The organism is Flavobacterium sp., assembly GCF_034111225.1.
Taxonomy (GTDB): Bacteria; Bacteroidota; Bacteroidia; order Flavobacteriales; family Flavobacteriaceae; genus Flavobacterium.
This window is the reverse complement of the sequence record NZ_JAWUXR010000011.1, coordinates 54216-74631: the sequence shown is the minus strand read 5'-3', so window position 1 is coordinate 74631 and position 20416 is coordinate 54216. Positions and strand designations below refer to the sequence as shown.

22 protein-coding genes are annotated in these 20416 nt (G+C 29.0%); 12 read left to right on the top strand and 10 right to left on the bottom strand.

What is annotated here, in order from left to right:
* Positions 1-13: 13 nt before the first annotated feature.
* The 7 genes from UXY25_RS05580 to rsfS form a co-directional block, all read right to left on the bottom strand.
* Positions 14-769, bottom strand: coding sequence for a superoxide dismutase (locus UXY25_RS05580; protein WP_320815019.1), 756 nt, complete (start codon positions 767-769; stop codon positions 14-16).
* The gene (locus UXY25_RS05575) at positions 766-1047 is read right to left on the bottom strand and encodes an acyl-CoA-binding protein (RefSeq protein WP_320815018.1); all 282 of its coding nucleotides are present in this window, start codon (positions 1045-1047) and stop codon (positions 766-768) included. The genes UXY25_RS05580 and UXY25_RS05575 overlap by 4 nt, the downstream gene beginning before the upstream one ends.
* Positions 1047-1700 (bottom strand): phosphatidylserine decarboxylase family protein, encoded by a 654-nt coding sequence (locus tag UXY25_RS05570; RefSeq protein WP_320815017.1) that lies wholly within the window; start codon positions 1698-1700, stop codon positions 1047-1049. Before UXY25_RS05570 ends, UXY25_RS05575 begins: the two co-directional genes overlap by 1 nt.
* Complete coding sequence (locus UXY25_RS05565; RefSeq protein ID WP_320815016.1) at positions 1690-2496, bottom strand: phosphatidate cytidylyltransferase; 807 nt, start codon at positions 2494-2496, stop codon at positions 1690-1692. The genes UXY25_RS05570 and UXY25_RS05565 overlap by 11 nt, the downstream gene beginning before the upstream one ends.
* Before the next feature lies 1 nt (position 2497).
* Positions 2498-3106 (bottom strand): LUD domain-containing protein, encoded by a 609-nt coding sequence (locus UXY25_RS05560; RefSeq protein ID WP_320815015.1) that lies wholly within the window; start codon positions 3104-3106, stop codon positions 2498-2500.
* 110 nt (positions 3107-3216) lie between these two features.
* Positions 3217-5139, bottom strand: coding sequence for an ATP-dependent zinc metalloprotease FtsH (gene ftsH, locus UXY25_RS05555; RefSeq protein WP_320815014.1), 1923 nt, complete (start codon positions 5137-5139; stop codon positions 3217-3219).
* Between the two features lie 6 nt (positions 5140-5145).
* A complete protein-coding gene (gene rsfS, locus UXY25_RS05550) occupies positions 5146-5517 on the bottom strand; it encodes a ribosome silencing factor (RefSeq protein ID WP_320815013.1) in 372 nt (123 codons plus the stop codon).
* A gap of 94 nt (positions 5518-5611) precedes the next feature.
* On the opposite strand from rsfS, the gene UXY25_RS05545 reads away from it, so the two are divergent.
* Positions 5612-6343 carry a biotin--[acetyl-CoA-carboxylase] ligase gene (locus tag UXY25_RS05545; protein ID WP_320815012.1) on the top strand — a complete coding sequence of 244 codons (732 nt, stop codon included), beginning with the start codon at positions 5612-5614 and terminating at the stop codon, positions 6341-6343.
* A gap of 98 nt (positions 6344-6441) precedes the next feature.
* Positions 6442-9576: a cytochrome c biogenesis protein CcsA gene (gene ccsA / locus UXY25_RS05540; protein WP_320815011.1), complete on the top strand. Its 3135-nt coding sequence runs from the start codon at positions 6442-6444 to the stop codon at positions 9574-9576.
* 11 nt (positions 9577-9587) lie between these two features.
* Here the strand turns inward: ccsA and UXY25_RS05535 are convergent, their stop codons facing one another.
* Positions 9588-9998 (bottom strand): potassium channel family protein, encoded by a 411-nt coding sequence (locus UXY25_RS05535; RefSeq protein WP_320815010.1) that lies wholly within the window; start codon positions 9996-9998, stop codon positions 9588-9590.
* Between the two features lie 109 nt (positions 9999-10107).
* Here UXY25_RS05535 and UXY25_RS05530 point away from each other — a divergent pair, with 109 nt between their 5' ends.
* Positions 10108-10698, top strand: coding sequence for a glutathione peroxidase (locus UXY25_RS05530; RefSeq protein WP_320815009.1), 591 nt, complete (start codon positions 10108-10110; stop codon positions 10696-10698).
* Here the strand turns inward: UXY25_RS05530 and UXY25_RS05525 are convergent, their stop codons facing one another.
* The gene (locus UXY25_RS05525) at positions 10699-11196 is read right to left on the bottom strand and encodes an N-acetyltransferase family protein (protein ID WP_320815008.1); all 498 of its coding nucleotides are present in this window, start codon (positions 11194-11196) and stop codon (positions 10699-10701) included. It lies immediately after the preceding gene.
* Positions 11197-11269: 73 nt separating this feature from the next.
* Here UXY25_RS05525 and menD point away from each other — a divergent pair, with 73 nt between their 5' ends.
* The 6 genes from menD to priA all read left to right on the top strand — a co-directional run bounded on the left by menD (position 11270) and on the right by priA (position 18400).
* Positions 11270-12922, top strand: a complete 1653-nt coding sequence (gene menD / locus UXY25_RS05520) for a 2-succinyl-5-enolpyruvyl-6-hydroxy-3-cyclohexene-1-carboxylic-acid synthase (RefSeq protein WP_320815007.1) — start codon at positions 11270-11272, stop codon at positions 12920-12922.
* A gap of 88 nt (positions 12923-13010) precedes the next feature.
* Positions 13011-13352, top strand: coding sequence for a DUF2853 family protein (locus tag UXY25_RS05515; protein WP_320815006.1), 342 nt, complete (start codon positions 13011-13013; stop codon positions 13350-13352).
* A 114-nt stretch (positions 13353-13466) separates the two neighbouring features.
* Complete coding sequence (nadC, locus tag UXY25_RS05510; RefSeq protein ID WP_320815005.1) at positions 13467-14324, top strand: carboxylating nicotinate-nucleotide diphosphorylase; 858 nt, start codon at positions 13467-13469, stop codon at positions 14322-14324.
* 3 nt (positions 14325-14327) lie between these two features.
* On the top strand, positions 14328-15254 hold the full coding sequence (locus UXY25_RS05505; RefSeq protein ID WP_320815004.1) for a YihY/virulence factor BrkB family protein: 927 nt from the start codon (positions 14328-14330) through the stop codon (positions 15252-15254).
* 25 nt (positions 15255-15279) lie between these two features.
* Positions 15280-15846: a chalcone isomerase family protein gene (locus UXY25_RS05500; protein WP_320815003.1), complete on the top strand. Its 567-nt coding sequence runs from the start codon at positions 15280-15282 to the stop codon at positions 15844-15846.
* A gap of 103 nt (positions 15847-15949) precedes the next feature.
* The gene (gene priA / locus UXY25_RS05495) at positions 15950-18400 is read left to right on the top strand and encodes a primosomal protein N' (protein ID WP_320815002.1); all 2451 of its coding nucleotides are present in this window, start codon (positions 15950-15952) and stop codon (positions 18398-18400) included.
* Here the strand turns inward: priA and UXY25_RS05490 are convergent.
* Positions 18397-19092 (bottom strand): LytTR family DNA-binding domain-containing protein, encoded by a 696-nt coding sequence (locus UXY25_RS05490; protein WP_320815001.1) that lies wholly within the window; start codon positions 19090-19092, stop codon positions 18397-18399. The two genes, priA and UXY25_RS05490, sit on opposite strands and share 4 nt — an antisense overlap.
* Positions 19093-19242: 150 nt before the next feature.
* Here UXY25_RS05490 and rpsF point away from each other — a divergent pair, with 150 nt between their 5' ends.
* The 3 genes from rpsF to rplI all read left to right on the top strand — a co-directional run bounded on the left by rpsF (position 19243) and on the right by rplI (position 20394).
* Positions 19243-19584, top strand: a complete 342-nt coding sequence (rpsF, locus tag UXY25_RS05485; RefSeq protein ID WP_320815000.1) for a 30S ribosomal protein S6 — start codon at positions 19243-19245, stop codon at positions 19582-19584.
* A 3-nt stretch (positions 19585-19587) separates the two neighbouring features.
* The gene (gene rpsR / locus UXY25_RS05480; RefSeq protein ID WP_264558229.1) at positions 19588-19884 is read left to right on the top strand and encodes a 30S ribosomal protein S18; all 297 of its coding nucleotides are present in this window, start codon (positions 19588-19590) and stop codon (positions 19882-19884) included.
* Between the two features lie 66 nt (positions 19885-19950).
* Positions 19951-20394 carry a 50S ribosomal protein L9 gene (gene rplI, locus UXY25_RS05475; protein ID WP_320814999.1) on the top strand — a complete coding sequence of 148 codons (444 nt, stop codon included), beginning with the start codon at positions 19951-19953 and terminating at the stop codon, positions 20392-20394.
* The last annotated feature ends 22 nt before the right edge of the window (positions 20395-20416 follow it).

Here is a 20416-nt window from a genome sequence, read left to right as displayed (position 1 = left end):
GAGCTTTTTTTATTTATAACGATTCGAATTTTTTACTGATTAAATCCCAATTTAATAATTCGAAGACTTTCTTTAAATATTCTAGTTTTCTATTTTGGTATTGTAGGTAATAAGCATGTTCCCAAGTGTCAATATTAAAAAGAGGGGTTCCTTTTATTAATGCGTCTTTCATTAAGGGGTTGTCGTTATTAACTGTAGTAATAATTTCTAGATCTCCTTTTTTATTGAGGATTAACCATGTCCACCCAGAACCATTAACATTAGATGCTGTCGCAATGAATGTTTGTTTAAAAGCTTCAAATGAACCAAAATTTTTATCGATTGCCATTGTTAATGTGTCGCTTGGCTTTAAGTTTGATTTTGGTGCTAAATTTTCAAAAAACAAATTATGATTATAATAACCACCTGCACTTTTTCTTAATTCTAAATTGTTTATGTCTAAATTTAATAAGATGTCTTCAATCTTAGTTTTTTTAGACCATTTATTTTCTGTGACTATTTTGTTTAATTTGTTTGCATGACCCAAAAGATGCTTTGAATAATGAGTTTCAATTGTTCTTCCGTCTAAATTTGGTACAAAATCTTCAAATTTATAGTTCAATTGAACTAATTCAAAAGGTCCAGTTTCTGTTTTTACGTCATTAGGGTCTCCAAAGTTAGAGGTCTTTTGGTCAATAACTTCTGGTTCTGGAATTTGAACTTCTACTAAATTATTGTCATTTTTACATGAAATAAAAAGGAAAGCAATAATTAATAATTGAAATTTCATATGTTTCGTTCTTTCATTAAATTATTAATGATTTCAATATATTGCTCCATTGCTTCTTCAATAGATAAGTGTTTTACTTGCATCCACGCGTTAAGTTTAAATGCGTTTCTTATGTCTTGGTTATTTTGAAAATACACATTTTTAGTATTTCCACTTGTAGCCTGTTTATATAAACCATATAAGATTAATTGTAAATCTTGTGGCACAGAATCTTGTGGAATCAGTTGAGCATTGTTAAACGCTTCATCAAATAATATTTCTAACTCTTCTTTAGTCATTAATTTTTCTTTGAGATTACAGTTTTCCCTCCTGTAGCAATATCATTTAATTTTACATTAATTTCTGTTCCAATAGGGAAATATAAGTCAACTCTTGAGCCAAATTTAATAAAACCAGCATCTTTACCTTGTACAACTCTCATTCCTTCTTCAGCGTAATTTATAATTCTTCTAGCTAAAGCACCAGCAATTTGTCGGTACATTACTTCTCCATAAACTCTATTGTTTATAACTACAGTAGTTCTTTCATTTTCTAAACTAGCTTTTGGGTGCCAAGCTACTAAGTATTTTCCAGGATGATATTTGCTGTATTTTACAATTCCATTTAATGCATAACGTGTTACGTGTACATTTATTGGAGACATAAAGATTGAAACCATTAATCTTTTGTCTTTAAAGTATTCTGGTTCAAATACTTCTTCAATTACCACAACTTTACCATCAACTGGTGCAAGAATATGGTTGTCGCTATTGTCAACTTCTCTTTTTGGGTTTCTAAAAAACTGTAAAATCATTACTAAAAAGAATATTGCTAATAATATAACTATGTTTTTTAGCCATATAATAGAAATAAAAGCATCGCTTAAAAAAATCACACCCACTACTAATAAAAGTGTAATAAAAATTATTTTTGAACCTTCTTTATGAAACATAACGTAAAATTAAATAAAACAAATTAATAAATGGAATTACAAATATAATACTATCTAGACGATCTAGAATTCCTCCATGACCGGGCATTATTGTGCCGCTATCTTTAACTCCTGCAACTCTTTTAAGTTTAGACTCAATCAAGTCTCCTAAAGTACTAAATATACTAACTATTATAGAAATAATTATCCAAAAATAAATATGTTTTACTTCTATAAAATACTTTGCTAATAATATTCCACAAATTATTGAGAAAATTAACCCTCCAACAAATCCTTCAATTGTTTTTTTAGGGGAAACTGTAGGGAATAGTTTGTTTTTTCCAAAGTTTTTACCGACTAAATAAGCAAATGTATCATTTGTCCAAATTAATACAATTATACTAATTAGGATATCAGAATTATAACCTTTTACCCCAATAGGAACATAGTTTGTTAAAATAAACGGAAATATGATATAACCAATTAAAATAATGTATTGTGTAATTACATCAAACTCTTTATCGCTTTTTTGGAATAAAAAATACAACAACCTAATTGAAACTATAATGGTAAATATAGTTATAGTGTTGTTGATTAAAATATTATGTGATTGATTGTGAAAAGAATAATAGCAAACTCCTGCAATTAGTATACCTGCATAAAAATTTACAGATGTCATCTTTGCAAATTCATAAACACCAAAAACCAATAAAATAGAAAAAAGTATAGCTAAACTTTCTTTAGAATATAAAATACAGCTTAATAATAAAATTATATAAACTGCTCCAGAAAGAGCTCTTTTTAAAGTTTCATTCATACTATAAATCTTCTAACAGAAGTAAGTAAAGGTTTTTATGGCAACTTCCATAATGTAAAAAATCTTCGTCTTTTACTTCTTCAAAGTATTTTATTGTAGTAATATTTGTAGGGTATTCTTTATTGTATTTTTTGTTCATGTAGCGCAAACCATCTCCTTTACTTAAAACTATTTGACTTGTTTTAGCAAAAACGACCATGTTTATAGGAAGTTCATTTGGCTTATATGATTTTATTTGATTTGATGAAAATAAAATGGAACCTTCGTCTCCAACTAAGTTTTCGCAAGATGAAAGTAAAAATTGAGCTTCATCAATGTTTTTAGTTACGTCAAGTTTATTATCTTTAAGCAAATGGTTTAATGAATCGTCAAAACACATTACATTGCATTCAAACCAATCATTTTCCTCTAAAATATTTAAAAAATTATCAGAAACTTCATTTATATTTTCACAATAAATAAATTTACCCCCATTTTTTTGAAAATTGCGTGTAAACATTTCGTCCACAGGTAAATTTTCCTCAGGAGTGTAAGGACTTTTTTGTTCTTTGTCCTTGTCACTATTTGAGGAATCACTGGAACTTCCAAAAAATTTTCTAAAAAGACTCATTTATCTTTAGCAGGTAAATTATAGTAAGTATCAAAGATAAAAAAAATCTTAGTTCTTTTGTCAGAAGAACTAAGATTTTTTATACAAAATATTTTTAGAAACTTTAAAGTCTATTCTTCAATAGGAGTTTCTATTTCTTTATTGAAATTTCTTTCACCAAAAATAGCTTCTAAGTCATCTTTAAAAATAACTTCTTTCTCTATTAAAATATCAGCTAATTGGTTTAATTTGTCTTTGTTGTTTTCTAAAAGTTTAATTGCTCTGTCGTATTGACCTTCTATTAATTCAGAAATTTCCTGATCAATTATGCGAGCAGTTTCTTCAGAATATGGTTTTGAAAAATTATATTCACTTTGTCCTGATGAATCATAATAAGTTATATTTCCTAATTTTTCATTCAAACCATAAATTGTAACCATAGCACGTGCTTGCTTTGTAACTTTTTCTAAATCACTTAACGCACCTGTTGAAATTTTATTAAAAATAACTTTTTCAGCAGCTCTACCACCCATAGTTGCACACATTTCATCAAGCATTTGCTCTGGGTGTACAATTAAGCGTTCTTCTGGTAAATACCAAGCAGCTCCAAGACTTTGACCTCTTGGAACAATCGTTACTTTTACCAGAGGAGACGCATGTTCAAGCATCCAACTAACTGTTGCGTGACCTGCTTCGTGAATAGCAATTGATCTCTTTTCTGCAGGTGTAACAATTTTATTTTTCTTTTCTAATCCACCAACAATTCTATCAACAGCATCTAAGAAATCTTGTTTGTTTACTGCTTTTTTATCTTTACGAGCAGCTATTAAAGCGGCTTCATTACAAACATTTGCAATATCTGCACCAGAGAAACCTGGAGTTTGTTTTGCTAAAAATTCAGTATCTAATTCTTCTTCTTTTTTGATAGGTTTTAAGTGAACCTCAAATATTTCTTTACGTTCCCTAACGTCTGGTAAATCAACATAAATTTGTCTGTCAAAACGTCCAGCACGCATTAATGCTTTATCTAAAACATCTGCTCTGTTTGTTGCTGCAAGTACAATTACATTTGTATTGGTTCCAAAACCATCCATTTCAGTTAATAACTGATTTAATGTATTTTCTCTCTCGTCATTTCCGCCTGACATATTACTTTTTCCACGAGCTCTACCTACGGCATCAATTTCATCAATAAAAATAATTGCGGGTGATTTTTCTTTTGCTTGTTTGAATAAATCACGTACTCTCGAAGCTCCAACTCCTACGAACATTTCTACAAAATCTGAACCAGATAATGAGAAAAAAGGAACTTTAGCCTCACCTGCAACTGCTTTTGCTAGTAATGTTTTACCCGTTCCTGGAGGACCAACTAATAATGCTCCTTTAGGTATTTTAGCTCCAATAGATGTGTATTTCTCTGGATTTTTAAGGAATTCTACAATTTCTTCAATTTCTTCTTTTGCTCCCTCAAGTCCTGCTACATTTTCAAAAGTAATCTTAACGTCGTTTTTCTCATCAAATAATTTAGCCTTCGATTTACCGATATTAAATATTTGTCCTCCGCCACCTCCAGAACCACCAGACATTCTTCTCATCATGAATATCCAAAGTCCTACGATAAGTATAATAGGAAGTAATAATGATATTACTTCACCCCAAGCACTTTCGGGTTCTTTTTCATAATCTGAAATTAATCCTTTTTGTCTCGCTTCTTCAAGTGTTTTTTGGAATATTTCACTATTTCCAGTTTCAATTATATAGTGTGGACCTTTTTCGTTTGTTTTTCCAAAAGTCCCTTCTTTAACTTTAGAATGTTCTTTATTGTTTAAAGCTTCTTTTTTTAATATTATAGAGGCTTTAGTGTTTGAAAAAACAACTTTTTCAACCTGATTAGAATCTAAATATTGATAAAATTTAGATAATGTAGTTTGTTTTGGACTGTTAAAGTCAAAACCATTTCCAAATATATTAATAAGTAAAAATACACCTATAATTAGTCCGTAAATTGCCCAAGGACTAAGTTTAAACTTAGGTTTTTTAGTGTTGTCTGACATGTTTTTTTAGTATTTACTTTCTATAGAAGTTATTTTTGCATCACCCCATAGTCCTTCAATGTTGTAATATTCACGAATATGTTTTTGAAATACATGGACCACTACGTTTACATAATCCATAAGAACCCATTCTCCGTTTTCACTACCTTCTACATGCCAAGGTTTGTCTTTTAATTCTTTTGATACTACTTTTTGAATTGAACTTGTAATGGCATTTACTTGAGTGTTAGAATTTCCATTACATATAACGAAGTAATCACAAACTGTATTTTCTATCCCTCTTAAATCTAAAATATTAATATCAGCTCCTTTTACATCTTCAATTCCTTTTATGATATTGGCTAATAAATCGTCGTTACTTATATTTTTAGTACTCATTTAATTTTTTTATGTTTATGCAAAGTTATCATTTTTTGTCTTTAAATTTGAACCTTAACAAAAGATTAAATTTTTTCTTTGCTTTTTTATCTAAATGAATATAATCAAACTCAATGCCATAGAATCTACCAACTCATTTTTAAAGGAGTTGATTATGAATCAATATGTAGAAAATTTCACAATTGTAAGTACAGATAATCAAACAAAAGGTAAGGGTCAGGTTGGTGCGGTTTGGAATTCAGAAGCAGGTAAGAACCTTACTTTTAGCGTGTTGGTTAAAGATGTGATTGTAGAGAGTGTGTCCGTTTTTATTTTAAATACATTAGTTTCTATTTCAATTATAAAAGCGCTTGAAAAATTTAAAATAAATAATTTAGCTATAAAATGGCCAAACGACATTCTGTCAGACCAAAAAAAAATAGCTGGCATATTAATTGAAAATATTTTTAAAGGTAATAATGAAATTGTTTCAATTGTTGGTATTGGTTTAAATGTTAATCAGTTTTATTTTGATAATTTACCTCAAGCCTCATCTTTAGCAATATTAAATAATAAGGAGTTTGATAAAGATTTAATTTTAACAGAAGTTCATCATCAATTAAAATTTCATTGTACACAAATTGCAAATAGTGTTAAGAAAGATTTTTGGAAAGAATATCATGATTATTTATTTAAGAAAAGCATACCTTCTGTTTTTTTAGACATTGATAATCATAAGTTTATGGGTATAATTAAAGGTGTATCTAAATTCGGAAAACTTCAAGTGATTTTAGATGATGATTCTATAAAAGAATTTGATTTAAAAGAAATTAAAATGCTGTATTGATTTTAAGTTTCTTAAAATTGAGTAAAGCTTTGTTAAACTTATTTAAAAGTTTTTCTTTTTAAGTACATTTGTAACCGTTTTACAATTACTACACTAAAATGGATAAAAAAATATACGCTTTCTTATTTTCTACACGTTTAATGGCAGTCTTATTTATTGGATTTGCTATTGCAATGGCAACTGGAACTTTTATTGAAAATGAATACAATACTGAAACAGCAAGAATTCTAATATATAATGCTTGGTGGTTTGAGGCTATTATGGTGTTTTTTGTAATTAATTTTTGTGGAAATATTAAAAGATACCAATTGTATAAAAAGGAAAAATGGTCAACACTTTTAGTGCATTTGTCTTTTATTTTCATATTGATTGGTGCTTTTATAACACGTTACATAAGTTATGAAGGATTAATGCCAATTAGAGAAGGAGCAACTGAAAATGTTTTTTATTCGGACAAAACTTTTTTAACAGCATTTGTTGATGGAGATTACAAAGGTGAAATGAAGCGTAAATCATTTGAACACAATCAATACTTTTCTCAAGCAACTAGTAATGACTTTTCGATTAAAAATGAATTTAATAAAATTCCATTTGAAATTGAATACGTAGATTTTATTATGAATGCTAGCGAAACAGTGACGCCTTCTGAAAATGGAATACAGTATTTTAAAATGGTTGAATCTGGTGACGGAAATCGTCATGAACATTATTTAAAAGAAGGAGAAGTTCAAAATATTCATAATGTACTTTTCGCTTTTAATAAATATACAGAAGGAGCGATTAATGTTTCAAATATAGAAGGAGCGTATTTAATTCAAACTCCATTTGAGGGGAATTTTATGCGAATGGCAGATAAAATGCAAGGAAATGTTGTAAAAGATTCTGTTCAGCCATTGATGCTTCGTTCTTTATATAATATTGCAGGTTCTCAATTTGTATTTCCTGAACCAGTAGAAAAAGGTGAAATTACTTATAAGTCAAATAACGATTATAAAGATAAGCAAACAGATGATGCTTTAGTTGTAAAAGTAAAAAGTCAAGGTTTAGAAGAAACATTAACTTTAGTTGGGTCCAAAGGAAAACAAGGAATTCCACAGACAGTTAAATTGGGTAATTTAGAATTTACTTTGTTTTTTGGAAGTAAAGTTTATAATTTGCCATTTAGCATAAAAGTAGATGATTTTATTGCTGAAAAACAACCAGGAACTGAAAAAAGTTATGCTTCTTTTAAAAGTAAGTTAGAAGTTATAGATACTGAAATGAAAAACACTTTTAAAGACAGTGTTTTCATGAATAATATTTTAGATTATAGAGGGTTTAGGTTTTTTCAAGCTTCATTTGATCAAGATGAAAAAGGAACTGTGCTATCGGTAAGTCATGATGCAGTAGGAACATGGGTAACTTATATAGGTTATTTTTTATTGTATTTTGCATTAATGGTTATTCTGTTTGATAAAAACACGCGTTTTGGAGATTTAAAAAGAAAATTAGATAAAGTGAAAGCAAAAAAGGCCAGTTTAATGATTTTGTTTTTCTTGTTTTCATTCAACGGATTTTCACAAGGACATAATCATATAGAAGATAATGTTGCAAAATCAAGTGAAATAATTGAAAAGTATAAAGTCTCAGAAGAGCATGCTGCTAAATTTGGACATGTAATTATCCAAGATGCAGGAGGAAGAATGAAACCTATTAATACATTTTCATCTGAGTTATTACGAAAAGTTTCAAAAAGCGATACCTATAACGGAATGAATGCTGATCAAGTATTTATTTCAATGACGCAATTTCCAAGATATTGGTTTAATATTCCAATAGTTTATTTAAAAAGAGGAAACGATAGTTTAAGAAAAATTATTGGTATTGAAAAAGAAGCTAAGTATGCGAATTTACTAAGTTTCTTTGATGCAAAAGGGAATTATAAACTATCACCTTATTTAGATGAAGCTTTCAAAGCAACTGTGCCAAATCAGTTCCAAAAGGACTTTATTGAAATTGATAAAAGAGTTAATTTATTAAATAATGCCTTAAGCGGACAAATACTTAGAGTTTACCCAATACCAAATGATCCAGGTAATAAATGGGTTTCATTTCTAGAATTAAACGAAACAACAGGTACCGATTTAGACAAAATCAAAAATTTAATTCCTTATTATTTAGATGCTGTTTCAAAATCAACAGAAACAAAAAATTATAATACACCCGATTCTTTATTGGTTGGTTTAGGGCGTTATCAAAAAATGTATGGTGCTAAAATAATGCCATCTGAAAATAAAGTAAAAGCAGAAATCACATATAATAAGTACGATATTTTTAAAAAATTGTACTATTTGTACATGATTGCTGGAGTTTTAATGTTAATTTTTACAATAGTTCAGTTGTTTACACATTCAATTTTAGTTAAAAATGCTGTTAAGTTTTTCCATGTATTAATTGGATTTTTCTTTGCCTTACATACTTTAGGATTAATTGCTAGATGGTATATTTCAGGACATGCACCTTGGAGTGACGCCTATGAAAGTATGATTTATGTAGGCTGGGCAACCATGTTTTTTGGTTTAGCCTTTGGAAGGAAATCACAACTTACAGTTGCGTCAACTGCTTTTGTAGCTTCTATGATCTTAATGATTGCACATTGGAATTGGATGGATCCAGCGATTGCAAACTTAGTTCCAGTTCTTGATTCTTACTGGTTAATGATTCACGTTGCGGTTATTGTTGCGAGTTATGGTCCATTTACTTTAGGAATGATTTTAGGTTTAGTAGCTTTATTGTTAATCATTTTTACAAATGAATCAAACAAAAAGAAAATGAAATTAGCTATTGATGAAATTAGTTATATCAATGAAATGGCAATTACCGTTGGTTTAGTAATGCTTTCTATTGGAAACTTTTTAGGAGGTCAATGGGCAAATGAAAGTTGGGGTCGTTATTGGGGTTGGGATCCAAAAGAAACTTGGGCTTTAATTAGTATTATGGTTTACGCCTTTGTAATTCATGCGCGTTTTGTGCCAGGCTTAAAAAATAAATGGATATATAGTGTAATGAGTATTTTTGCTTTTTATTCTATTTTAATGACTTATTTTGGGGTAAATTTTTATTTATCGGGACTTCATTCATATGCAAGTGGTGATAAAGTAGTAACACCAGATTTTATTTTCTATTCTATTGCGACAGTGTTATTTTTAAGCATAATTTCCTATTTTAAATACAAGAAATTTTACAAGAAATAAAAAAAAGGAGCTTATTGCTCCTTTTTTTCTTCCATCATTTCTTCAATTTTTCTATCAATTCGAGCATTCATTTTATCCTCAGATTTTTTAAATGCTCTATTTTTTAAAATTTCCCTTTTTTCTTTATGCTTCATATAAGTGTAATGATGCTGAATGGTATTAATAAAGCTTAGAATCATTCCAATACCCACAATTATATACAAAACTGTAAATAATTTTCCTCCATCGGTTTGCGGTGAAAAATCACCATATCCAATAGTAGTTAATGTAACAACCGAAAAATAAAAAGAATCAATATAACTCCATCCTTCTAGGTAGTGATAAACGAATGTTCCAGAGAAAATTATTATAAGTGTGGTAATTAATAAATCTCGATATTCATCATCTCTTAAAAAAGAAATTAAGGTTCTTATGAAAAACATATTTATTGCTTTGTTTCCTGCTAAATTAAGTAATTTAATTTAGATTTAAGATTTGTTTAGTATAATTTGAATTTCAAATCAATTAACTTTGAATAAAAACCATATAAATATGAGAAACATTTTTAGATTATTTGCTTTCGCTCTAACTATTATTGGGTGTAAACAACAAGAAAGTTTAAATAAAAATTTAGCTACGAGTAATAATGAAACAATGGAAAGAGCAACAATTCACCAGTTTAAAGTGCAAGATTTAGAAGGAAAAGAATTTGATTTTAGCACTTTAAAAGGTAAAAAAATAATGGTGGTAAATACTGCTTCAAAATGCGGATTAACGCCCCAATATAAAGACTTACAATCTATATATGATAAATATAAGTCAGATGATTTTGTAATTGTGGGTTTTCCTGCTAATGATTTTATGAGTCAAGAGCCAGGGACAAATGATGAAATTGCTACTTTTTGCGAAAGAAATTACGGAGTTACTTTTCCAATGATGAATAAAATTACTGTAAAAGGAAAAGAAATGAACCCTGTATATCAGTTTTTAACTCAAAAAGCTAAAAATGGTGTTGCAGATAGCGAAGTAGAATGGAATTTTCAAAAATATCTATTAAATGAAGAGGGTCAGTTAGATATGATTATTTCACCAAAAACGTTACCAACAGATGTGAAAATCATCAATTGGATTGAAGGGAAATAATTATTCTAAGATTAATTGCATAAAAACAGAGTCTAACCATCGGTCAAATTTATAGCCCGATTCTTTAATGATTCCAACGGTTTTAAAACCGTATTTTTCATGAAACTTCACACTACTTTGATTTTCCGAATCTATAACGGCAATCATCGTGTGGAGTTTTTGTTTTTTAGCCATTTCAATAAGTTCTTCCATTAGCAAATGACCAATTTTCATACCTTGAAAATCTTTATTTACATAAACTGAATGTTCAACTGTGTATTTATAAGCTTCTCTAAAACGAAAATCACTATAATAGCCAAAACCAACTACTTTTTCGTCTAAAACAGCAACAATTACAGGAAAATTTCTATCTACTTTTTCCTTTAACATCTCAGTTTGTTGTTCTAAAGTTCTTATGGTATAATCATATAGAGCAGTAGAATTTAAAATATTAAAATTGATTACTTCTAAAATAGCTTGAGTATCAGTTTCTTTATAAGGTCGAATAGAAATTTTCATTAAAAACAATTTTGAGTTGTAAATGTATTAAAACCTTTGCAACTTTGTATCTTTACAACTTAGTAAATATAAAATGATTTATCCAGAAATTCCTTTAGCGCAAAGTGTCATAGAAATTTGTAAAGCTAAAGGCGTAGAACATATAATTATTTCTCCTGGTTCAAGAAACGCACCCTTAACAATTGGGTTTGCTAATCATCCAAGTTTTAAATGTTACAGCATTGTGGATGAAAGATGTGCGGCTTTTTTTGCATTAGGAATTGCCCAACAAATCAATAAACCTGTTGCTGTTGTTTGTACTTCAGGTTCAGCATTATTGAATTATTATCCGGCTGTAGCCGAAGCTTTTTACAGTCAAATTCCACTTGTAATTATTAGTGCAGACAGGCCTCATGACAAAATAGATATTGGTGACGGACAAACCATTCGTCAAGAAAACGTATTTACAAATCATATTTTGTATAATGCTAATTTACACGAAATTGCTTCTATTGAAAACGATTTAACAATCAATGAAGCATTAAATACTTCAATTACTAATAAAGGTCCGGTTCATATTAATGTTCCTTTTGAAGAACCTTTGTATAGCACGGTTTCTGAATTAAGTGTTACATCTAAAGTTGTTCCAATAGTTGAAGAAAATAAGACTTTAGAACTAAATAATGATTTTGTTTCTAAATGGAATTTAGCTAGTAAAAAACTTGTTTTAGTTGGAGAATTAAAGCCCAATTCAATTGAAACTTTTGTTGCAGAACAATTGGCAAAAGATGAATCAGTAGTTGTAATGACGGAAGCTACATCAAATCTTCACAATAAAACGTTTGTTTCAAATATTGATGCGATAATTACTCCTTTTACTACTGAAGATTTTGAGCATTTTAAACCTGAAATATTAGTCACTTTTGGAGGAATGGTGGTTTCTAAAAGGATAAAAGCTTTTTTACGAAAATACCAGCCCATTCAACATTGGCATATTGATGAATTAAGGGCTTATGATACATACGGTTGTTTAACAAATCATGTAAAATCCAATCCTAATTTGTTTTTTAATCAATTGTATTTAAACTGTAATCTAGTTTCGAGTACTTATGCTAAAGAATTTGCTGATATAATTACATTTAGAGAGCAAAAGCATAAAGAGTATCTTGCAACGGTTCCTTTTTCTGACTTTAGTGTTTTTGAATTAATTACTAAAAAGTTACAAGGAAATATCAACCTTCAAATTAGCAATAGTTCGGCCATTCGGTACATGCAATTATTTGATTTAAATGAAAATATTGAAGTGTTTTGTAATAGAGGAACCAGTGGAATTGACGGAAGTACATCTACAGCTATTGGTGCAGCAACAACCTCAGAAAAACTAACTGTTTTAATTACTGGAGATATTAGTTTTTTTTACGACAGTAATGCATTGTGGAACAAGTACATTCCTAATAATTTTAAAATCATTTTAATTAATAATTCTGGTGGTGGAATTTTTAGAATTTTACCAGGTCATCAAGAAAATAATGTTTTCAATGAATTTTTTGAAACTTCACATAATTTAAAAGCTAATCATTTGGCTGAAATGTATGGTTTTAAATATTGTTATGTTAATGAAAATGATGATTTAGAAAATTTGTTGGATAAGTTCCTGAATTCAAACGAATGCCCTTCATTATTAGAAATAAACACACCTGAAAAGTTAAATAATCAAGTTTTATTAAATTATTTTAAAAAGTTGTAGTTTTTGAATAAAATAATTGGCTTTTAAGTTTTATTAATTGCTAAAAAATATTAAATTTGAGAAAATCTTAACAATAAAAACTATAATTATGAGTAAAAGAGACGACTTAATTGCAAAATATGCTGCAGATTTAAAAGATAAATGTGGTATGGCTGCAAATATGGATTTATTAACTAAAGTAACTATTGGTTGTGGTCCTTCAATTTATAACGCTGACGCTTCAACAGTATCAGGTACAGATGAAAAAGAATTAGCAACAGTTAAAAATAATTTTTTAATTAAAAAATTAGGTTTAAAAGATGGAGCTGATTTAGATAAAGGTATTGATGCTGTAATTGAAAAATATGGTCGTTCAAACAGAAATAAATATAGAGCAGTAGTTTATTATTTGTTGACTTTGCATTTTAAAAAAGAATCTGTTTATAAATAATAGATTAAAAGTTATATCAACCCAAGCAATGCTTGGGTTTTTTTTATGCCAAAATTGTAGTATTATTTTTAAATTCTATTACTTATTGTTAATTTAGCCAAACAATATTTTATTATGATTTCACAAGAACAATTTCAAAAAGAAATAGATTTAATTATTGCAAATGCAATTAGAGAAGACATTGGAGATGGTGACCATAGCTCATTAGCATGCATTCCAATTGAAGCTGAAGGTAGTGCTAAATTATTAGTAAAAGATGAAGGTATCATTGCTGGAATTGATTTTGCGAAACAAGTTTTTCATTTTGTTGAACCTTCTATGAAAATTGAAACCTTTTTTAAAGATGGTGATTTTGTGAAATATGGCGATGTTGTTTTTCATGTTTATGGAACTTCTCAGGCAATTTTAAAAGCAGAACGTTTGGTTTTAAATGCAATGCAGCGAATGAGTGCAATTGCAACTAAAACAAAGAAATTTGTAGACTTATTGGAAGGAACAAAAACAAAAGTATTAGATACAAGAAAAACAACACCAGGAATAAGGGCTTTAGAAAAATGGGCTGTAAAAATTGGAGGGGGTGAAAACCATCGTTTTGCTTTGTATGATATGGTAATGTTGAAAGATAATCATATTGACTTTGCAGGTGGAATTACTAAAGCCATTGCAAAAACAAATGCGTATCTAAGAGAAAAAGAGAAAGATTTAAAAATTATTGTAGAAGCTAGAAATATGGAAGAAGTAAAAGAAATATTAGCTTCTGAAAATGTATATAGAATTTTACTTGATAATTTTGATTATGAAACTACAAGAGAAGCTGTTGCTTTAATTGGTGATAAATGTTTGACAGAATCTTCAGGTAATATAAACGGAGAAACTATTCGTCAATATGCAAATTGCGGAGTGAACTTTATTTCATCTGGTGCTTTAACGCATTCGGTTTATAATTTAGATTTAAGTCTAAAAGCGATATAATTAATGTCTGAAGAAATAGAAAATAAATTGAATAAAATTCCAGTTGTAAAACAATTGGTTTTTTTGACTAAAAAAATATCTCTGTCTTCTTTACAGGGGCTTTCCTTATATGATATATTAGAACTGTATATTTTAGGTATTTTCAAAGGTGCTTTTTCATATAGAGCAAGCGCTATTGCATTTAGCTTTTTCATGGCGCTGTTTCCATTTGCACTATTTATTTTAAACTTAATTCCTTACATTCCTATTGAAGGTTTTCAACAAGATTTTTTGTATTTTGTAGAGCAAGGTGTGCCTCCTACAACCTTTGAAGCTATTCAAGTTATCCTTACCGATATTATGAGTAATAGTTATCAAAGTCTACTTTCTTCAGGTATTATTTTTTCTATTTTATTAATGACAAATGGTATTAATGCTATTCTTGGAGGGTTTGAAATGTCAACGCATATCACTTTGTCTAGAGGTTTTGTTAAGCAGTATTTAATGTCTCTAGCTATTTCATTAGCTCTAACAGCTTTATTGTTAATTACTGTTGCAGCTATAGTTGTTTTTGAGGTGTTTATCCAAAAAATAAAATTAAGTGGCTTCATTTCAGATGATGTTTATTTGATTATTTGGGGCAGATATCTTTTCGTTGTTTTAATGATTCTTATAGCAACTTCAATTTTATATAAATTTGGCACAAGGGAAACTAAAGATGTTAATTTCATTAGTTATGGAGCAGTTTTTACAACACTTTTAATTATTCTATCTTCTTATTTATTTGGGGTCTATGTAGAAAAATTTTCAAGATATAATGAATTGTATGGGTCAATTGGCACACTTCTTGTTTTAATGTTCTATATCTGGATAAACTGTATGGTACTTTTATTAGGGTTTGAAATAAATGCAACCATTACTAAATTAAAAAGAAAAAAATTATATATTTAACAAAAATTATTAAAAAAAGAAAATCATGAAAAAACAAATCTTAACATTATTATTAGTTGCTTTTACAGGAATTTTTTCTGCAAATGCACAACAAACGGTATCAGGTGTAAAAGTTGATTCAAAATTAACAGTAGAAGGAGAAACTCTTTTATTAAACGGAGCTGGAATTAGAGAAAAAATGTGGATTGATTTATATGTTGGTTCTTTGTATTTAACTGCAAAAAGTTCAAACGCAAAAGATATAATGGACAGTAAAGGTGCTGCAGCAATGAAGCTTGATATTGTTTCTGGGATGATTTCTTCAGAAAAAATGATTTCTGCAGTTAATGAAGGTTTTGAAAAATCTACAAATAAAAACACAGCTCCTTTAAAAGCGAAAATCGATAAATTTAAATCTTTTTTCAAAGATGAAATTAAAAAAGGAGATACTTTTATTATAGCAAATATTCCTGGTGAAGGAGTAGTGGTTTTAAAAAATGGAGTAAAAAAAGGAACTATTGATGGACATGACTTTAAAAAAGCATTATTTGGAATTTGGTTAGGAGCTAAACCTGCGGATGATGATTTAAAAGACGGAATGTTAGGAAAATAATTTCTCAACAAATACCATATAAAAAGCACCTTAATTTAGGTGCTTTTTTTTGTTTATACATTAAAATATTTCAAATCTATTCACAAAAAACTATCTTTGTTTTATGCAGTATTTCATAGAGACAGTTTTACCTATTGCGGTCTCAAAAAACTTTACCTACCAAGTTTCTGAAGCCGAATTTGAATACATTCAAATTGGGATGAGGGTTGCTGTTCCGTTTGGTAAAACGAAAATTTATACTGCGCTTGTGTTGGGTAAAAATAACAATCCGCCTCAACTATATGAGGCTAAGGAAATTCTTCAAATTTTAGACGAAAAGCCTGTTGTTAATCCTTTCCAAATTTCACATTGGCAGTGGATAGCAAATTACTATATGTGTTCGTTAGGTGAAGTTTATAAATGCGCATTTCCATCAGGTTTTATAATTGAAAGTGAGACACTAATTAGTTTAAATAATGAAGCTGATTTAATCGAATCAGACTTAAAAGATGATGAGTATTTAATAGTAGAAGCTTTAAAAATTCAATCTTCTTTACGAATAAATGAAATTGTAAGCATTCTTAATAAAAAGAATATTTTTAATACAATTAATGCTTTAATTGCTAAAGGTATAATTCTTTTACAAGAAGAAATAAAAGAACAATATAAGCCGAAGCAGACTAAATATATTCAATTACATGAAAGCTACGATAGTCAAGAAAGATTGTCTGAGTTATTAGAATCTTTGAGTCGAGCAAAAAAGCAAAGGGAATTGGTTTTAAGTTTTTTTCAATTAAAAGCAACTTTAAAAAAACCTATTTCAGTAAAGTTGTTATTAGAGACTTCAAAAAGTTCTACTTCAATTGTAAATTCTCTCATTCAGAAGCAAATTTTCGAGGACTACTATATTAATGAAGACCGCGTTGTGTTTAGTAAAAAAGACAATGTAGGGTTTACACTTAGTATTGCGCAACAAAAAGCTTTTGAATCGATAAAAGATAATTTTCAAAATTTCGATGTCAATTTATTGCACGGAGTTACTGCTTCAGGTAAAACCGAAATTTATATAAAATTAATAGAAGAATATATAAAACAAGACAAACAGGTTTTGTTTCTTCTTCCGGAAATAGCACTAACGACTCAGTTGGTTCAACGTTTAACCGACTATTTTGGAAATCAAGTTGCAGTTTTTCATTCAAAATATACCAATAATGAAAGGGTAGAGGTTTGGAATCATTTGGTTGAAAAATCTGAGAAAGCAAAAATTGTTATTGGCGTTAGAAGTGCTTTGTTTTTGCCTTTTTCAAACTTAGGATTTATAATTGTAGATGAAGAGCACGAGCAAACGTTTAAACAACAAGACCCGGCGCCAAGATATCATGCAAGAGATGCTGCAATTGTTTTGGCAAATCAGTTCAAAGCAAAAGTCTTGTTAGGTAGTGCAACTCCAAGTCTTGAAACTTATTTTAATTGCAAGTCAAATAAATATGGTTTAGTTGAATTGAAAGAGCGTTATGGAAATGTTCTTTTGCCGGAAATGGAATTAATTGATTTAAAAGATAAATATTTTCGAAAGAAAATGACTGGTCATTTTTCAGATGATTTGATTAAACAAATTTCGGAAACACTTTCTAACGGAGAACAGGTAATCCTTTTTCAAAACCGCAGAGGTTTTTCTCCTTATGTAGAATGCAAAACGTGTGGTCATGTTTCGCATTGTCCAAGTTGTGATGTAAGTTTAACATATTATAAATTTAAAAACCAACTTAGATGTCATTACTGTGGTTATTCTATTGCTAATCCTACACATTGTCACAGTTGTCATTCGGTTGAATTATCTACGAAAGGTTTTGGTACGGAACAAATAGAATTAGAACTAAAACAGCTTTTTCCAGATAAGAACATTGGTCGAATGGATCAAGATACAACAAGAGGAAAACATGGTTATGAAAAAATTATTAACGCCTTTAAGAATGAAGAAATTGATATTTTAGTTGGAACTCAAATGTTGGCAAAAGGACTTCATTTTGATAAAGTTACTTTAGTTGGAATTTTAAATGCAGATAATTTACTAAATCAGCCTAATTTTAGGGCTTACGAAAGAGCTTTTCAAATGATTGTTCAAGTTTCGGGTAGAGCGGGAAGGAAAGATTTGCCAGGAAAAGTAATGATTCAAACGTATAATCCTTTTCATAATACATTACAGCAGGTTTTAGGTAATGATTATATGGCTATGTTTAAAGAGCAAATCTACGAGCGCAAGAATTTCAACTACCCTCCTTATGTAAGATTGTTGAAATTAACATTGAAACATAAAGATTATGAAAAATTAAAAGAAGGTTCATTATGGTTATATAGTGTATTGAACCAAAGTTTGAACATGACTGTTCTTGGTCCAGAAGAGCCAGCAATAAGTAAAATAAGAAATGAGTTTATTAGAACAATTTTAATTAAAATACCTTCAAATGCACATTTGGGAAATAGCAAACAAAAAATTAATAAAATATTAATGAGTTTTGATGCAATTGCTCAATACAGGTCAATAAGAGTTATTGTAAATGTTGATAATTATTAAAGATTTTCAATTGCTACAGCAATAACTTCTTTTTTATTTCTACTAATTGGTATTTTGGTTTTACCAATTTCCGCAAATTTACTGTTGAATTTTTCAACTCTTTCTAAATTTACAATGTATGATTTATGTACTCTCGCAAATTTTCCTTCAGGTAATTCCTTTTCAAAAGATTTCATAGTAGATAAAACCAAGTGGCTATCTTCGTCGGTAATTATTTTAATATAATCACCAAACGCTTCTACCCATTTAATTTTAGAAGTATAAATTTTTAGTTTCTTAAGATTGCTTTTTATAATTATAGCCTCACCTAAATCTTCAGCAACTTCGTTTCTTAATTGATGTAGTTCTAAAGCTTTTTTAACTGCTTTTAAAAAACGTTCTTTGGTGATTGGTTTTTGAAGAAAGTCTGTAGCTTCATAATCAAAAGCTTTAACAGCATAATCTGCTTTTGAAGTAATGAATACTATTTGCGGTTTTTCTTTTAAACCGTCTAGCAAATCGAAACCGTTAATCAAAGGCATTTCAATGTCTAAGAAGATTAAATCAACGGAATTATTGTTAATTGCGTTCTTTGATTCAAGTGCATTTGCGAAATCTCCAACTAAATTTAAATTAGTTGATTCATTTACAAGTTTGGTAATTGTCATTCTTTGAATGGCACTATCATCAACAACTATACAATTCAACTTCATAATATATCTGATTAAGTATGTTAAATGTATAGTAAAAAACTTAACAAAACAAGTTAATTGTTTTAAAATTATAAAATATTTAAGTTGGGCTTTGTTAGTATGGATAATTTATCTATTTTTGCATCCAAATTAACAATAAATACTCATATTATGAATCATTATGAAGCTGTTTTCATCTTGAATCCCGTTTTATCTGAAGTACAGGTAAAGGAAACAGTAAGCAAGTTTGAAGATTTTCTTACTTCTAGAGGAGCCGAGATGGTATCGAAAGAAGATTGGGGCTTAAAAAAATTAGCCTATGCAATCCAGCACAAAAAAAGCGGTTTTTACCACTTATTTGAATACAAAGCGCCAGCTGATATTCTTATCGCATTTGAAACTGAATTAAGACGTGAAGAGCGTATTATGCGTTTCTTAAATGTATCATTAGACAAGCACGCTATTTCATGGGCTGAAAGAAGAAGAGATAAATTAAAATCTAAATCAAACTAAGTTATGTCTACATTAGAGCAATCTGCAAAAGGAAAGAAAGACGGAGAGATTAGGTATCTTACGCCATTAAATATTGAAACTAACAAACAAAAGAAATACTGTCGTTTTAAAAAATCAGGTATTAAATATATCGATTATAAAGATGCTGATTTCTTATTAAAGTTTGTAAACGAACAAGGTAAAATTTTACCAAGACGTTTAACAGGTACTTCATTAAAGTATCAAAGAAAAGTGTCTGTAGCTGTTAAAAGAGCTCGTCACTTAGCATTAATGCCATACGTGGCCGATTTATTAAAATAATAATTAACTAAAGTTGTTGGTTTTCAATATCATGAAACCTAACTTCTCATAACAAAGGACAACAACATGGAACTTATTTTAAAACAAGACGTACCAAATTTAGGATTTAAAGACGATATGGTAACTGTAAAAAACGGTTATGGTCGTAATTTTTTAATTCCTCAAGGTTTTGCTGCTTTAGCAACTCCTTCAGCTAAGAAAGTATTAGCTGAAAACTTAAAACAAAAAGCACATAAAGAGCAAAAATTAGTTGATGATGCAAATAAAATTGCTGAATCATTAAGAGCTCTTGAAATTAAAATTGCTGTAAAAGCAGGTGGTGGAAAATTATTCGGATCTGTGACTAATGCTAATATTTCTGAAGTATTAGCAAGTAATGGTCATGATATCGATAAAAAATTCATCTCAAGTGGAATTGTTAAGCGTGTTGGAAAATACAATGCTAACGTAAGATTACATAGAGATGTAATTATTGAATTACCGTATGAAATTGTTGCTGAACAAGCATAATTTAATTTCAAAAATAATATTA

What these genes read in the sequence shown, in the direction of transcription:
- priA (WP_320815002.1), top strand. Translation starts at nt 15,950, where the DNA reads ATGCAGTATTTCATAGAGACAGTTTTACCTATTGCGGTCTCAAAAAAC.
- UXY25_RS05545 (WP_320815012.1), top strand. Translation starts at nt 5,612, where the DNA reads ATGAATATAATCAAACTCAATGCCATAGAATCTACCAACTCATTTTTA.
- UXY25_RS05500 (WP_320815003.1), top strand. Translation starts at nt 15,280, where the DNA reads ATGAAAAAACAAATCTTAACATTATTATTAGTTGCTTTTACAGGAATT.
- rpsF (WP_320815000.1), top strand. Translation starts at nt 19,243, where the DNA reads ATGAATCATTATGAAGCTGTTTTCATCTTGAATCCCGTTTTATCTGAA.
- UXY25_RS05530 (WP_320815009.1), top strand. Translation starts at nt 10,108, where the DNA reads ATGAGAAACATTTTTAGATTATTTGCTTTCGCTCTAACTATTATTGGG.
- ftsH (WP_320815014.1), bottom strand. Translation starts at nt 5,139, where the DNA reads ATGTCAGACAACACTAAAAAACCTAAGTTTAAACTTAGTCCTTGGGCA.
- rplI (WP_320814999.1), top strand. Translation starts at nt 19,951, where the DNA reads ATGGAACTTATTTTAAAACAAGACGTACCAAATTTAGGATTTAAAGAC.
- UXY25_RS05575 (WP_320815018.1), bottom strand. Translation starts at nt 1,047, where the DNA reads ATGACTAAAGAAGAGTTAGAAATATTATTTGATGAAGCGTTTAACAAT.
- rsfS (WP_320815013.1), bottom strand. Translation starts at nt 5,517, where the DNA reads ATGAGTACTAAAAATATAAGTAACGACGATTTATTAGCCAATATCATA.
- UXY25_RS05580 (WP_320815019.1), bottom strand. Translation starts at nt 769, where the DNA reads ATGAAATTTCAATTATTAATTATTGCTTTCCTTTTTATTTCATGTAAA.
- UXY25_RS05525 (WP_320815008.1), bottom strand. Translation starts at nt 11,196, where the DNA reads ATGAAAATTTCTATTCGACCTTATAAAGAAACTGATACTCAAGCTATT.
- UXY25_RS05565 (WP_320815016.1), bottom strand. Translation starts at nt 2,496, where the DNA reads ATGAATGAAACTTTAAAAAGAGCTCTTTCTGGAGCAGTTTATATAATT.
- menD (WP_320815007.1), top strand. Translation starts at nt 11,270, where the DNA reads ATGATTTATCCAGAAATTCCTTTAGCGCAAAGTGTCATAGAAATTTGT.
- UXY25_RS05535 (WP_320815010.1), bottom strand. Translation starts at nt 9,998, where the DNA reads ATGTTTTTCATAAGAACCTTAATTTCTTTTTTAAGAGATGATGAATAT.
- UXY25_RS05560 (WP_320815015.1), bottom strand. Translation starts at nt 3,106, where the DNA reads ATGAGTCTTTTTAGAAAATTTTTTGGAAGTTCCAGTGATTCCTCAAAT.
- ccsA (WP_320815011.1), top strand. Translation starts at nt 6,442, where the DNA reads ATGGATAAAAAAATATACGCTTTCTTATTTTCTACACGTTTAATGGCA.
- nadC (WP_320815005.1), top strand. Translation starts at nt 13,467, where the DNA reads ATGATTTCACAAGAACAATTTCAAAAAGAAATAGATTTAATTATTGCA.
- rpsR (WP_264558229.1), top strand. Translation starts at nt 19,588, where the DNA reads ATGTCTACATTAGAGCAATCTGCAAAAGGAAAGAAAGACGGAGAGATT.
- UXY25_RS05505 (WP_320815004.1), top strand. Translation starts at nt 14,328, where the DNA reads ATGTCTGAAGAAATAGAAAATAAATTGAATAAAATTCCAGTTGTAAAA.
- UXY25_RS05570 (WP_320815017.1), bottom strand. Translation starts at nt 1,700, where the DNA reads ATGTTTCATAAAGAAGGTTCAAAAATAATTTTTATTACACTTTTATTA.
- UXY25_RS05515 (WP_320815006.1), top strand. Translation starts at nt 13,011, where the DNA reads ATGAGTAAAAGAGACGACTTAATTGCAAAATATGCTGCAGATTTAAAA.
- UXY25_RS05490 (WP_320815001.1), bottom strand. Translation starts at nt 19,092, where the DNA reads ATGAAGTTGAATTGTATAGTTGTTGATGATAGTGCCATTCAAAGAATG.